Source organism: Hominilimicola fabiformis, from assembly GCF_020687385.1.
Classification (GTDB): domain Bacteria; phylum Bacillota; class Clostridia; order UBA1381; family UBA1381; genus Hominilimicola; species Hominilimicola fabiformis.
The window spans coordinates 117,839-132,354 of the sequence record NZ_JAJEQM010000003.1 but is presented as its reverse complement, the minus strand read 5'-3'; the positions used below and the strand labels follow the sequence as shown (position 1 = coordinate 132,354).

14 protein-coding genes and 1 pseudogene are annotated in these 14,516 nt (G+C 39.3%); 3 read left to right on the top strand and 12 right to left on the bottom strand.

Annotated features, from left to right (window positions below):
* Window positions 1-69 precede the first annotated feature (69 nt).
* Together LKE05_RS03355 and LKE05_RS03350 are read left to right on the top strand one after the other, a co-directional pair.
* Complete coding sequence (locus LKE05_RS03355) at window positions 70-1,146, top strand: acyltransferase family protein (protein ID WP_308455929.1); 1,077 nt, start codon at window positions 70-72, stop codon at window positions 1,144-1,146.
* Window positions 1,147-1,177: 31 nt separating this feature from the next.
* Window positions 1,178-1,351, top strand: coding sequence for a hypothetical protein (locus LKE05_RS03350; protein WP_308455928.1), 174 nt, complete (start codon window positions 1,178-1,180; stop codon window positions 1,349-1,351).
* A 58-nt stretch (window positions 1,352-1,409) separates the two neighbouring features.
* Here the strand turns inward: LKE05_RS03350 and LKE05_RS03345 are convergent, their stop codons facing one another.
* The 9 genes and pseudogenes from LKE05_RS03345 to cdaA form a co-directional block, all read right to left on the bottom strand.
* Complete coding sequence (locus LKE05_RS03345; RefSeq protein WP_308455927.1) at window positions 1,410-3,362, bottom strand: fructose-1,6-bisphosphatase; 1,953 nt, start codon at window positions 3,360-3,362, stop codon at window positions 1,410-1,412.
* Between the two features lie 335 nt (window positions 3,363-3,697).
* Window positions 3,698-4,444, bottom strand: a pseudogene (gene jag, locus LKE05_RS03340) (RNA-binding cell elongation regulator Jag/EloR); the annotation flags it as partial.
* A complete protein-coding gene (locus LKE05_RS03335; protein ID WP_308455926.1) occupies window positions 4,392-5,375 on the bottom strand; it encodes a YidC/Oxa1 family membrane protein insertase in 984 nt (327 codons plus the stop codon). The gene LKE05_RS03335 and the pseudogene jag, both read right to left, overlap by 53 nt.
* A gap of 5 nt (window positions 5,376-5,380) precedes the next feature.
* Window positions 5,381-5,623, bottom strand: coding sequence for a membrane protein insertion efficiency factor YidD (gene yidD, locus LKE05_RS03330; RefSeq protein ID WP_022231033.1), 243 nt, complete (start codon window positions 5,621-5,623; stop codon window positions 5,381-5,383).
* Window positions 5,620-5,952: a ribonuclease P protein component gene (gene rnpA / locus LKE05_RS03325; RefSeq protein WP_022231032.1), complete on the bottom strand. Its 333-nt coding sequence runs from the start codon at window positions 5,950-5,952 to the stop codon at window positions 5,620-5,622. Before rnpA ends, yidD begins: the two co-directional genes overlap by 4 nt.
* Before the next feature lie 81 nt (window positions 5,953-6,033).
* Window positions 6,034-6,168, bottom strand: a complete 135-nt coding sequence (gene rpmH / locus LKE05_RS03320) for a 50S ribosomal protein L34 (RefSeq protein ID WP_022231031.1) — start codon at window positions 6,166-6,168, stop codon at window positions 6,034-6,036.
* A gap of 130 nt (window positions 6,169-6,298) precedes the next feature.
* Window positions 6,299-7,183, bottom strand: coding sequence for an Hsp33 family molecular chaperone HslO (gene hslO / locus LKE05_RS03315; RefSeq protein WP_117965245.1), 885 nt, complete (start codon window positions 7,181-7,183; stop codon window positions 6,299-6,301).
* 12 nt (window positions 7,184-7,195) lie between these two features.
* Window positions 7,196-8,383 (bottom strand): CdaR family protein, encoded by a 1,188-nt coding sequence (locus tag LKE05_RS03310; RefSeq protein ID WP_022231029.1) that lies wholly within the window; start codon window positions 8,381-8,383, stop codon window positions 7,196-7,198.
* The gene (gene cdaA / locus LKE05_RS03305) at window positions 8,380-9,222 is read right to left on the bottom strand and encodes a diadenylate cyclase CdaA (protein ID WP_308455925.1); all 843 of its coding nucleotides are present in this window, start codon (window positions 9,220-9,222) and stop codon (window positions 8,380-8,382) included. Before cdaA ends, LKE05_RS03310 begins: the two co-directional genes overlap by 4 nt.
* Before the next feature lie 185 nt (window positions 9,223-9,407).
* Between cdaA and LKE05_RS03300 the strand changes: the two genes are divergently transcribed.
* Window positions 9,408-10,553: a stalk domain-containing protein gene (locus LKE05_RS03300; RefSeq protein ID WP_308455924.1), complete on the top strand. Its 1,146-nt coding sequence runs from the start codon at window positions 9,408-9,410 to the stop codon at window positions 10,551-10,553.
* Window positions 10,554-10,646: 93 nt separating this feature from the next.
* Here LKE05_RS03300 and LKE05_RS03295 read toward each other — a convergent pair whose 3' ends face one another.
* The 3 genes from LKE05_RS03295 to LKE05_RS03285 are packed head-to-tail and all read right to left on the bottom strand — an operon-like array spanning window position 10,647 to window position 14,505.
* Window positions 10,647-13,100: an ATP-dependent Clp protease ATP-binding subunit gene (locus LKE05_RS03295; RefSeq protein WP_308455923.1), complete on the bottom strand. Its 2,454-nt coding sequence runs from the start codon at window positions 13,098-13,100 to the stop codon at window positions 10,647-10,649.
* 38 nt (window positions 13,101-13,138) lie between these two features.
* Entirely contained in the window at window positions 13,139-14,137 is a 999-nt protein-coding gene (locus LKE05_RS03290; protein ID WP_308455922.1) for a protein arginine kinase, read from the bottom strand.
* Window positions 14,134-14,505, bottom strand: a complete 372-nt coding sequence (locus tag LKE05_RS03285) for a UvrB/UvrC motif-containing protein (RefSeq protein ID WP_022231024.1) — start codon at window positions 14,503-14,505, stop codon at window positions 14,134-14,136. The genes LKE05_RS03290 and LKE05_RS03285 overlap by 4 nt, the downstream gene beginning before the upstream one ends.
* Window positions 14,506-14,516 lie beyond the last annotated feature (11 nt).

The window sequence follows — 14,516 nt, the reverse complement described above, 5'->3', positions numbered from 1 at the left end:
ACTTGACACTATTGTTACAACTATTATATAATCATACATATAATTTATAATCAAGGAAGGTTAATCGCTATGAATACAAAAAGACTTGATTGGATAGACATTGCAAAAGGTATCGGAATAATCCTCGTTGTACTCGGTCATACACTTGTTCCTCAGGTTCGCGAAACAGGTTTTGCAGGCTTTTTATGGATATTTATATATAATTTTCATATGCCGTTATTCTTCTTTTTATCGGGGTATTTGTTTGAAAAAGGACTTTTTCACTACACGAACAAAGGAAAATTCATACTCGGAAAATTACAATATCTGATGTTGCCGTATTTGATATTCTCAACATTTGCATATTTATTTATCGGTTTTTCGTTAAAAATCCCACTGCTTGCAAAAGTTCTTGAAAGTGGCGGATATACGGCAGTAGATTTAAAAGACGCAATTCTGCAAATTGTTACATACAATAACCACATTGACAAGCATTTATGGTTTGTTTTTTCACTGTTTATTGTATTCCTTGTGAATATACTTATTCCGAAAATTATGAAATCAAAACCAATGCTTATTGTACTTCTCGGATTGTATATTTCAAAAGCATATGTGCATTATTACGGAATACTTGACTATGTAACAAGCGATTTACTGTTTTTCTCACTTGCAAGAATTGCGTTTAGCACCGGCAACAAAAAATCAATTAACACTATTGTCACCGCAGTGATATTCGTTGTTACCAACTGTCTGTACAGTTATTTTTACGTTACACAAATGCCGTCGGGTGTTTTGAAAAGCATACTGTATTTGATAAGAAGTATCTCGTCCGTAACGGGAATTATGACGGTATGCAACATTTCAAAACATCTTCAAAACAAAGCACCGCAAAGATTATTAAAAACACTCGGTATGTATTCGTATGACATTTATCTTATGCACGCACCGTTTCTTGTGTCGGGATTGATGGGAATACTGCTCGCATATTCACCGTTTCCGACTGTTATATGCTGTGTATCGGTATTTGTGTTGGGATTGTTTATTCCGATTGTCGTGTCAAAATTCATAATACGGAAAATACCGTTTCTGTCGGTTTTGATACTCGGCAAAAATTACAAAAACAGCACACCTATAAACGCAAGCAACAATTTATCGCATAATTCGTAATTATTCGCACATACTATTACAGGGTGATTTTATGGATTACGAAAATATAAGTCAGCTTATTTCGTCGAATGTTGAGGCAACGCAATATTTCAACTCACTTTCCGCCGAAATGCAGCAAAAAATTCTTGACCGCGGAACAGGTGTGAATACACTCGATAAGCTGAAGGAATTTAAAAATCTCGTAGAAAACAACGGACTAAAATAGCCAAAACCTAAACGGTTTTGGCTACTTTATTTTTGTGTACTGATTTTATAATGATGTTTTATTTTTCTCGTTCGCTTATAATACCTTGTCTGTACGCCTCTATAAGCTCCTTTAAATCGGCTATATTTTCTTTCAATTTCTTACCGTTGTCGGTATCGCCGACAAGTATTCTGTTAAATGCATGCTGAACGGCGACTTGGTTGGACACAATATCTTTGCCGTTTTGAATAACCTGTTCCGCCGATTCAAACGGCTCGTGTGCCGTTAATGTCAGTCCGTATGAATTATATGTAAGAGTATATCCCGCAATTCCGGTCACTTTATGATACGGCTTTGAAAAACCGCCATCAATCATTATAACCTTGCCGTCGCATTTAAGCGGATTTTCACCCTCGCTTTGATGTACGGGAACGTGACCGTTTATAATATGCCCCGTTCCGTCAAGACCGAACTCTTCAAAAATCCTGTTTGTCGCGTCCTCCGTTTCAATCAAATCATAATACGCATTTTTTTCTTCGTGATGTGAAGTTTTATCCTCAATAAAGTATCTTTCAAACGTTGTCATTCTGTCACGACCAAACAATGGTGAACCCGAACCGCTCCAAAGATACCACAAAATATCACCGCCGATACTTTTTTCTTTTTTATTATTTGAAACAAGCACTTTTCTCACGCAAGCCTCATAGGCGTCATACAAATCTTTACCGCTGTACTCCTTGCCGTTCACATTAACTGCTTTAAAACTGCCGTCACTGTTCATCGGCACACAACCGTGAAACAGCAAGTTACCGTTATAAACCTTATACATACCGCCTTTTTTCAGCATTAACTGCATATGTTTCTGCAATTTTTCACACTTCACAAAGGCGCTGTAAAGTTTATTCATCATATCTTCTTCACGTTCGGTAAGTTTATACGGATTTTCCTTGTCAATCGTAGGAAAATTGACATCTTTCATTTTATAAACATTTTCACCGATAGTTACCGTACCGTTTTCAAAGTCAATTTTATCAAGCAAGCACCTTTCGTTCATATCAAATTCAGGGTGATTTTGTATAAGCTGTCCCTCAAGTTTGAATTGAATAACGGTAATCGCCTTGTGCATTTTCATTTCAAGTTCTATTTCCGTTTCGTATGAGTGCTTTTTATTTTTAATTTCAAAACAACTGCAGTCATCATCTGCATACACACTCATAGCAAACGTTGCAAGCGGTATCATATTAATTCCGTAACCGTCCTCGATAACGTCAAGATTGCCGTATCTGATACTGTTTCTGATAACGGTTGCAATGCAAGCAGGATTGCCGACAGCCGCCCCCATCCAAAGAATATCGTGGTTACCCCACTGAATATCAAGTGAATGATAAGAGCAAAGCTTATCCATTATCTTATGCGCACCGCTGCCCCTGTCGTATATATCGCCTATTATGTGCAAATGGTCAACGACAAGTCGTTGTATAAGCTCCGCTATTGCGATAATAAACTTTTCCGCCGCACCGATTTCAAGAATTGTATTCACTATTCCGTCATAATACGCACCGCGATTTAAAACCTCAGGTTTTTCCGTTATAAGTTCTTCGATAACATACGCATATGCCGGCGGAAGTGCTTTTCTGACCTTTGAACGCGTGTATTTTGACGAAACGACCTTACATATTTCAATAAGCCTGTAAAGCGTTATTTTGTACCAATTTTCCGTATCTTTATCAAGGCTTTTTATGTAATCTATTTTTTCTTTTGGATAGTAAATAAGTGACGCAAGCTCACTCTTGTCATTTGTACCGAGTGTATGCCCGAATACATCATCAATCTTCTTTCTGACCGCACCGCTGCCGTTTCTCAAAACGTGCGAAAACGACTCATATTCACCGTGAATATCAGAAAGAAAATGTTCCGTTCCCTTTGGCAAATTCAGAATTGACTGCAAGTTGATAATCTCCGTAGACGCTTTGTCTATCGTCGGATAAAGTTCCGATAGTCTTTCGAGGTATCTCACAAATTCCGTTTTCATATCTCCGCTCCTTATATTTTGGTACTTTATTTTTATTATACTATGCTATATTTGTTTTGTCAATTTGATACATTTTTAACAAAGAAAAAGCTACCGCAAATATGCGATAGCTTTTAGACTTATTCTTCACCTTTAAATTCATCACTGTGACCTGCAAGATAATCTTCAAAATTCTTGTATTCTGCCTTATGCTGTTGAGGCTTGAAGTCAGCTTTATAAGTTGTTGTGTAGCTTCCTGTTTTTTCTGCAACAGGCTTATCCGAATGATTTCTGTGCGGCTTTGGACTTCTCTTTTTATAGCCGTCCTTTTTGTAACCGCCCTTACCGTAAGGCTTTGCATTCTTAGGTGCAATTACGACTTTACGATACGGTTCTGAACCTACAGAATAAGTTGTTACTGTTTCGCTGTCTTGAAGATTTGAATGAATTATTCTTCTTTCATACGGATTCATCGGCTCTAAAGTAAACTTCTTACCTGTCTTTGTAACCTTATCGGCAAGACGTGTTGAAAGTGCCAACAATGCTTCCGCACGTTTTTCTCTGTAATTTTCAGTATCTATTGAAACCTTGATATAATCATCTGATCTTTGGTTTACAACAAGTGAAGTAAGATACTGCAAGCTGTCAAGAGTATCACCTCTTTTACCGATTACAATACCCATATTTTCGCCTGAAAGGTCGATTGAAACAGACTGTTCTTCCATCTTTGCGTCAATGGCAACGTCAAGATCCATTGCGTTAAATATGTCGCTTAGGAATTTCTTAGCGTCATCAGCCGGATCGCCAAGTGATTCTTTCTTCACTTTCGGCTCACGCTTTACAGGCTTAACTTCTGTTTCTGCTACTTCTTCTTTTTCTTGAACATAAGTTTCATTTACAGGTTCTTCGCTCTTTATAAGAGTTACTCTAACACGCGCATCTCTTGCACCTATTCCCAAAAATCCTTTTGAACCCTCGTCAAGAACTTCTATTTCAACGTCCTCTCTGCTTGCGTTAAGCTCTTTTAATGCAAGTTCGATTGCGTCTTGTTTATTTTTTGCGTTTTTTTCTATGCTGTTGTTTCTTTTCTGGAACTGTGACAACGATCTCTTCCCCTTTCTTATCTAAAAAAGCATTTAGTATCAACTGCTGAAGAATTTGTACAACTGAGCTTATAATCCAGTACAATCCAAGACCTGCCGGAAGTGTAACTGTAAAGAACGCTGTCATTACCGGCATCATAAGATTCATTGACTTTGTCATTTGAGCAGCCTGACCTTCTGTGTTTTGATTTTGACCTGTCTGTGCCTGAGTAACTTTCATTGAAATTACCGACGCAATAACCGCCAAAACAGGAATTAGCAGCAATAATATAACACTCATATTTGAAAAATCAAGTGCCATAATATGTCCAAAAGCCGCTGACGGTGCGTTTGAAAGGTCAAGACCAAGGAAATTGAAATTCAATACCCAAGGGTGAACTCCGCCCGAAACACCTTCAAGAGCCGTTCCCTGTGTTCCGACAATACCTGCCCACTTTGAAAGCTGGATTTGCGAATTGTTCGCAAGCTGTTCCATTGTAGCATTAGCAAGATTACCAATGTTATATCCCAAATTTACCATTGCGTCCTTTAGACGGATAACTTCGTTAATAACCGACGCATTAGCCCAATCAACACCTGCAAGGTATGAAAGAGGTTTCTGAATAACCTGATAAAGACCAATCAATATAGGCATTTGAATAAGCATAGGCAAGCAGCCGCCTGTCATACTTATATTATTTTCCTTATAAATCTTCATCATTTCACGCTGAAGTTTTTCTTGGTCATTTGCATACTTCTTTTGAAGTTCAGCCATCAGAGGCTGTATTTTTTGCTGTTTCTTCATAGCCTTTTGCGAATGTATGTTAAGCGGAATCAATATCAGCTTTATAAGAATCGTAAAGATAATTATCGCAAGACCATAATTTGAAACAAGATTATAGATGTGCTCAATTATAAAGCCCATCGGTCGTGTAATAAGATATTCAAACATATGTCTTATTTTTCCTCTCCGCTGCCTTTATGTTTATCGGGTACAGGGTCATAACCGCCCTTATGAAACGGATGACATCTCAATATTCTTCTTACGGCAAGATATGTCCCGTACAAAGCACCGTATTTCTCTATTGCCTCTCTTGCATATTGTGAACAGGTCGGGACAAACCGGCAGCACGCCCCGCCTTTATACGGTGAAATTTGGTGTCTGTAAAAATCAATCAATGCGATTAAAAATTTTTTCATTTAATTAGTCCCAGCTTTCTCATAGCAAACCTAATATCGCCTTGAATCTGCGACTGTGTTTTTCCAACAGCTCTGTTTCGTGCAACAATTATGAAGTCATAACCCTTTTCAATATCATCTTCCATAAGGCGATAACTCTCACGCATAAGCCTTTTCAAGCGATTTCGCGTAACAGCCTTACCGGTCGCCTTACCGACTCTCAAACCAAGACGGTTAAACTGATATTTATTTTTCTTCATATATACAACGGTATATCCTCCGACAAAGTTATCACCCTTGTATGCACGTCTGAAATCTCTGTTGAGTTTTAAACTTTGAGTGTTTTTCATATTAAACCTCATTTGTCTTATTATGAAAAAAAGGCAACAAGCAAAGAATTCCTCCCCGCTTCCTGCCTACATCTTCATATATTATGCAGATAACTTCTTTCTGCCCTTCTGTCTTCTGCTAGCCAAAATCTTTCTGCCTGACTTAGTAGACATTCTCTTTCTGAAACCGTGTTCCTTAGCTCTTTGACGCTTTTTCGGTTGAAATGTTCTTTTCATTGTTACAGCACCTCCTCTGCTTAATTCCGGCCCCAATCAGCCGTCTTTATTCCTATCATAAAAATAGACACCTCAAATATTATATAGATTTTCTCTCGGATTGTCAAGCATTTTTTACTAAATTCTTTATTTATTTTGCTTTTTCCAATAAATCTTCGAGTTCTTTCTTATTGAAATGGTATTTATTATCACAGAACTGGCAAGTAAGTTCAGCTTCCCCCTGATCCTCAATCAGTTCTTCAAGCTCTTTTTTACCTATTGAAATAAGTGCTTTTTCCATACGCTCTTTTGAACACGTACACTTATATTCCGGTACAACCGCCTTGTTTTCACATACCATCGAAAATCCTTCCGTTACTCTGAACAGAATATCCTCCGCAGTCATACCCTCTTTAATCATTGTCGTAACAGGAGGCAACTCCTTTAATATATCTTCAAGCTGAACCGCCATTTCTTCGGTAGCCTCCGGCATAAGCTGTATCATAAAACCGCCTGCCGCTATTACGCTGTTGTCTGTATCAACAAGCACGCCAAGTGCAACCGATGTAGGTATCTGCTCACTTTTTGCATAATAATATGTCAAATCCTCCGCAATTTCGCCCGATACAAGCGGAATTTGTCCGACATACGGCTCTTTCAATCCCAAATCGCGTACAACACTCAAATATCCGCCGCCGATAGCACCGCCGACATCAAGTTTACCTTTATTGTTAAGCGGTCTGTCAACATACGGGTTTGAAACGTAACCTCTGACCCTACTGTGACAATCCGTAACGGCAACAAGGTTTGTAATTTCACCCTCGCCCTTTATCTGAACCGTCATACTGTCTGTTTCATTCTTCAATCCTGCCGCACCCATAATTGCCGCACCTGTAAGCAATCTGCCGAGTGCAGCCGTTGCAACCGGATAAGTATGATGTATTCTCTGTGCCTCATTCACAAGGTCGGTTGTCACCGCCGCAAAAACACGGATTGCACCGTCCATACTGTTTCCTCTTACTAATTTATCTGCCATTTATTTATTCTCCTATTCTACAGTAACTTCTATTGTATAATTTTCTGCGAAACTAACATTTTCACCTTCAATTTTTACAGGCAAATTGTATGTTCCCGCTCCAAGTCCGCTTACGTCAACGTAAGCCTTTACATTATCTGTGGTAATTTTTCCTTCCTCACCCCAAACCTGTGCGATGAGTTTATTGTTTATCTTAGCCGTCAAACCTGATTGTACATTTTGTGCCTGTACGGTAAGTTCAAGCTGTGCAACGGCTTTTTTTACTATATCCAATTTATACTTGACTTTTTTATTATCCTCCGGTATATACATACCGCTTGACAATTCAAGTTCATATTCGCCGAAACCGTCTGACGGAACTTTATCTATAAGTGCAATGACTTTATCATCCGTATTAGTTTCGTCCACGCCAACCGTAACGCTTGCAGGTGTGGCAAAAGATTTATCCGCTTTCAAAATATATTCCTTGTCAAGCTCTGCCGAAAGTCTTGGCACAACAGGCAAAAGTTTTGCGTCATATATCGTATTTACAACCTCCACATAAGAACGTGCACTTTCAATCGTTTCATTCTTGTTTATAAGTTCACCGTTTGTGTCCGTCAGAAGATAGTTCACGTTTTCCACGCCGTCCTCTTGAATACTTGACACATCAACCGTTGCAATAGCACCTGCAACCTCGTCTATTTCACTTTTTGCACCTGTTATTGTGACAGTCGGATTATTTACAGACGATTTTACTATCTTGTCTTTGAGCATACCGGTCTGTTTTACAGTAACCTCAATATCTTTCATTTCAAGCGGTTCAACCGTAATCGGAATATCTCCGTACTTTTCCTTTTCAACTGAAATTCTCGTTGTCGGAATTGAAATCACTCCCGACAAATTATATTCACCCGTTGAGTCAATATCGCTGACATCAACCTGAACATATATATCGTCCATAAAATTCATAAGGTCACTTCGTTTACCCGTTACAACAACCGACAATTCGGGAATTTTATCCTTACCGGTCACCGCAAGTTTTTTATCCCTAAGCGACATTTCACCGACAAATCTTACATTCAAATCCGAAACGGTAGTCGTAATATCGGGGTCATTCACATATATAACCATAAACCACACGATTACTGCAAGGAAAACCGAAAGTATTACGGTTTTCAGCTTTTGAGTATTCGTTACATTCGCTTTCTTCTCCGTCATTTCGTCCTCCAAAACATAATCTTATCTATCTTTTCGTTCGTTTCCTGCTTTTGACTCATAATCTTTTTAAGTGCCTTTGCAAGCGACTCTCTTGAAAGATTACGCGTAAGCGAGCCGTTTAACGCTATGGAAATCTTGCCTGTTTCTTCACTCACCACTATAATAACCGCGTCTGTGACTTCGCTGAGTCCTATCGCCGCTCTGTGACGTGTACCCAAATCTCTTGATAAATTATTATTTGCGGTAAGCGGCAAAAGACAGCCGGCTGTCACAATTTTATTATTCCTTATTATAACCGCACCGTCATGCAAAGGTGTATTCGGTACAAATATATTCTCCAAAAGTCCGCTTGATACATTCGCGTCAAGCATTGTTCCCGTACTTATATATTCACCCAATCGCGTTGCACGTTCCATTACAATAAGCGCACCCGTCTTTGTCACCGACATATTCGCGGCGGCTTGTGCAATCGAATCTATAACCCTGTGTAAATCGTCCTCTGTAGTGTCCGACGCAAAATCAATTATACGTCCGACTTTGAAACGCCCCATTCTTTCAAGCAAATTACGCAATTCGGGCTGAAATATTACGATTACCGCAAATGCACCGATTTGCATTGCACCGCCTAAAATATAGTTTAAAGCATTAAGTTTCAGCCACTGACTTAAAAAGAATGCTATAAACAAAAATATAATACCCTTCACAAGTTGCATTGCTCTTGTTTCACGAATTAAATTTATAAGATAATACACTATAACCGAAACTATCAATATATCAATTAAATCACTTATTCTAAGCAACTGTACATATTTTACTAAGTATTCCAAAAACGCATTCATATTCAGATACTCCTTTCATTTTCTTGGAGCTTAAGGCGATATATCCTCTATATAACCTCAGTTGTTTATTATTATACTACATTTTCGATTGTATGGCTATACAAATTTAAAAAATTTTATTGTATATTTCGAGTTTTTGTGTTATAATGTTTGATAAATTCGTAAAATGAAAGGAAGTATTTTTTATGAAGAAACAAATTTTAAGCATTTCTCTTGCAGCTGCACTTGCAGTTTCATGCACAGGTATTGCTATGGCAGAGGATAAAACTCCTACTGTATTCGTGAACCAAGGTCAAATCTTTTTTGACGACCAAGCTCCTGTAATTCTTGGCGAAGGTACTACTCTTGTTCCTGCAAGAGGCGTATTTGAGGCTATGGGTGCAAAGGTTGAATGGAAAGAAGATACAAGAACTGTTGACGTTACAAGTTCTGATAACAAAACTCTTATCAGATTGACTATCGACGACAGTACAATGAAAGTTTTTGACGTAAGCGGTGTTTTCGGAGCTCTTATGTCAGGACAAGACTTCGTTGCTCCTGAAAATGACGTAACTTTGGACGTTGCTCCTCAAATCATCAGCGACAGAACTATGATTCCTCTAAGAGCAATCAGCGAGGCTCTTGACGCAGATGTTCAATGGAACGGTGAAGATTATACAATCAATATCACAACAGCTAACGCTCCTTCAGCAGACGCAGGTGTTCCTGCATTGTCACTTTCAGCTGACAAGCTAACAGCCGCTAAGGACGAAGAAGTTGTTCTTTCTGTAAACGCAGAAAATCTTCCGACTGAAAAATTTGTTTCAGGCGTAACTGCAACTGTTAAGTATGACCCTACTGCATTTGAATTTGTAAAAGCCGAACTTGTAAACGGCGACAACGTAATCGAAGGTGCAATAGGTGCAGCAAACCCTGAATTTACATACGGTTATGTAAAAGCCGCATCTATTACTGTTAATGCCGAAACAGCAGTTACGGCAGACGGTGCTGTTATGAAACTTACATTCAAGTCACTTACAGGCGAAAAGGGTTCATTCCAACTTTCAAACGGATACAACACAAAGCTTGGTTTCAACACATCACTTCTTGTTGACTCAGTTAGCAATGTAGGCAATAAATCAGTACAATATGAAGGTGATGATCTAAAGATCAGCCAAGCTGAAGTTGTTATAAACGGTACTGATACTCCTGCCGAAACAGTTAAACCAACTGCTACTGCAGACCCAACAGCCACTGTTGCTCCTGAGGCTACCGCAGACCCATCTGCTACTGTAGCACCGACAAAAGCTCCGGCTGAAACAGCTGCTCCGACAGCTACTCCGGCTGCATAATTAAATACAAAAATTTATATAGTTGCTCAAATGAGCAACTATATTTTTTTGCATAAACAAGGCAGTCACAAAAGTGACTGCCTTGTTTGAGTCTTATTTTTTAACAGTAAACTTATCGTCCTCAACATCTACAGTAATGCTGTCACCGCTCTTAACGTTACCGTCAATGATTTCTTCCGAAAGCATATCTTCGATTTCGTTTTGAATTGCACGTCTTAAAGGTCTTGCACCGTATACAGGGTCAAAGCCCGACTTAGCAATTTTGCTTACGGCACTCTCCGTAAATGTTACATTGATTTCATTCGCATTCAAACGTTTTTCAAGAGATTTAAGCATAAGTTTTGCAATTTCCTTGATGTTATCCTCTGTCAATCTGTCAAATACGATTATATCGTCAATTCTGTTAAGGAATTCAGGTTTAAACACACGTTTAACTTCTTCCATAACTTTGTTCTTGATACTGTCGTGTTCACTGATGTTCTTGTCCTTTTCCTCGTCTTTCTTGAAACCAAGTTTAGATGATACATTGCCGAGAATTTCTTTTGCACCAAGGTTAGATGTCATAATGATAACAGTGTTCTTGAAGTCTACTTTTCTGCCTTGTGCGTCTGTAAGAATACCGTCATCAAGAATTTGCAGCATAATGTTGAATACGTCAGGATGTGCCTTTTCGATTTCATCGAACAAGATTACCGAATAAGGGTGTTTTCTGATTTTTTCAGTAAGCTGACCGCCCTCTTCAAATCCTACATATCCCGGAGGCGAACCGATAAATTTAGATACGGCGTGCTTCTCCATATATTCCGACATATCTACACGGATAAGTGCATTTTCACTGCCGAACATCGCTTCAGCCAAAGTCTTTGAAAGTTCTGTTTTACCTACACCGGTAGGACCTAAGAACAAGAACGAGCCAATCGGACGTTTAGGGTCTTTAAGTCCGGCTCTGCCACGCTTGATTGCTTTTGCAACCGCACTTACAGCCTCGTCCTGACCGATAACTCTTGCGTGAAGAATATTTTCAAGATTCTTTAATCTCTCCATTTCTTCCTCTTTCAATCTTGCGGCAGGAATATGAGTCCAGTCTGCCAAGATGTCGGCAATATCGTCCTCGTCTACAACAAGTCCCGAAGATGAACCTGTACCTTTCCAAGAAGATTTTAGTTTTTCAACTTCTTCTTTCAATACCTTTTCTTCATCACGGATTTTTGCGGCTTTTTCAAAATCTTGTGCAGTTATAGCCTCTTGTTTTTCCGACTGTAATTTTTCAAGTTTCTTTTCTTTTTCTTTCAAATCATCAGGCTCTGTCTGTGATCCAAGACGTTTTTTAGATGCCGCCTCATCAATAAGGTCGATTGCCTTATCGGGAAGAAATCTGTCTGTGATATAACGTGACGACAATGTTGCGGCGGCTTTCAATGCGTCATCTGTGATTGTTACGCTGTGATGTGCCTCGTACTTGTCACGAATACCTTTCAATATCTCAACCGTTTCTTCTACTGTCGGCTCACCGACTGTTACAGGTTGGAAACGTCTTTCAAGTGCGGCGTCTTTTTCGATATATTTCTTATATTCTTTAAGCGTTGTCGCACCGATAAGCTGCAATTCACCTCTTGCAAGGAACGGTTTTAGGATATTCGACGCGTCCATCGAACCTTCGGCACTGCCTGCACCGACGATTGTATGAAATTCATCAATGAACAATATTACATTCTTTGCCGCAAGAACTTCATTTACAACTTTCTTCAAACGTTCTTCAAATTCACCTCTGTATTTTGCACCGGCAACCATACTTGAAAGGTCAACCGATACAAGACGTTTTGTCTTTAACGGCTCAGGAACGTCGCCTGACGCAATTTTCTGAGCAAGTCCCTCAATTACGGCTGTTTTACCTACACCCGGTTCACCTATAAGGCATGGGTTATTCTTTGTACGTCTTGACAAAATCTGAGTTACACGTTCGATTTCCTTACTTCTGCCGATTACGGGGTCAAATTTACCCTCTTTTGCAATAGCTGTAAAGTCACGTCCGAACTGGTCAAGAGTCGGTGTTGACGAATTTGGATTTGGGTGATATTCGCCGCCCGGCTGTGACTCCATTTCAACGTCACCCTCTATTGAACGGACTGTATCCGTATAGAAATTCGGCAAATTAACACCAAGCGATTCAAGAATTTTTGCGGCAACTCCGTCACCGTCACGAATGATAGCCATTAACAAGTGTTCTGTACCGATATAACTGTGGTTCAAACGTCTTGCTTCAAGAGCACTCATTTCCAAAATACGTTTTGAACGCGGTGTAAGCGGAAGTTCGGCCTGCTGTGGGAGAGAAACTCCGATACCGATATATTCGTTTATTTTATCTTTAACCTTTTCGGCGGTTACGCCGTTTTTCTCAAGCACTTTAGCAGCCACTCCGCTACCCTCTCGAATAAGTCCCATAAGAAGATGTTCACTGCCAATATAGTTATGACCCATTTCCGCAGCCGCATCGTGAGCCTCGCTAATCGCAATTCTTGCTTTTTCTGTGAAATTTGAGAATAACATAATAATCAACTCCTTTTCTTCTATGTGTTATTTGTTATTTAGATATTGTTTCTTATTAATTCTGCACGTTTTTTATCACGTTCATTCGGTGATAATTCCTTACCGTCACACACAAGCGCCGGCTCTGAAAGCACCATACATTCAAGCGGTGCAATTTTGCTTTCCTTTGGAATTATACCCAAACTTTGTCCAAGCATTACATCGGACAAAAGTGATTTCGCCTCTGATGACGACACACTTCGTGCATATTTAAGTGTACCGTATGAGCGGAACAATCTGTCCGCAATGACGTCATAATTTTTTTCTTTAAGCATATTTCTTGCTTTTGTTTCCATATCGACAATCTGATTAACCACATTAGTCAATTTTTCGATTACCTGACTTTCGGAAAGTCCCAAAGTAATTCTGTTTGAAATCTGATACAAATTACCGTATGCCTTTGTACCCTCACCGTAAAGACCTCTTACTTCAATGCCAAGACTGCCTGCCGAAGAAATAACTCTGTTGATATTCTCGGTCATTGTAAGTGCAGGCAAGTGCATCATTACCGACGCTCTCATACCTGTACCTGTATTTGTAGGGCAAGCTGTCAAGTAACCGAAATCATTATCAAAAGCATATGTGATATTTTCTTCGATTACATCATCAACCTTGCTTGCAAGTGAGTAAGCCTCGTCAAGTGCAAAGCCGTCTTTTATGATTTGCAGTCTGATATGGTCCTCCTCCATAAGCATAATGCTCATTGTCCGGTCTTTGCTTATCATAACCGACTTACCTTTGCCCTCGCACATAACAGGACTTATAAGATGTTCTTCGGCAAGCTCCTGTTTTCTGATAAGCGGTGTATTATCAAGGTCAATAAAGTCAAAATCCTTTGCCAATGTCGAATTACCGCCCAAAACAGCGTTTTTAATTTTTTCTGTTACTTCCTTTGTGTCCTTTAGGGCATTCGGGAACGGTGTTTTATCAACATTTCTCGCAAGACGTATTCTTGTTGAAACAACTATGTCCGAATTATTATTTTTATACCAAATCATGACTTTTTCACCTCATTTTCTATTTCACGAATCTGTTTATGAAGTTTTGCGGCTGTTTCGTAATCCTCATTTTTAACCGCCGCCGAAAGTTCTTGCTTTAGTGTTTCGTACTTTCTCTTTAATTTAAGTTCTTCGCCTGACTTTGACGGTATCTTACCGACATGAACGGTACTCGGATGAATTTGTCGTAATGTTTCGGTTACAGGACCTCTGAACACTTTGTAACATTCACTGCACCCAAGCTTGCCATCTCGTCTGAAATCGGAATAAGTACGTCCGCAAACGGGACATTTCTTTTCCTCTTTATAAGTTGTCGGCTGCATAAACCAATCAAACCCATCAAACAAATCTGAAAATAAATCATACATTCCAATCATCC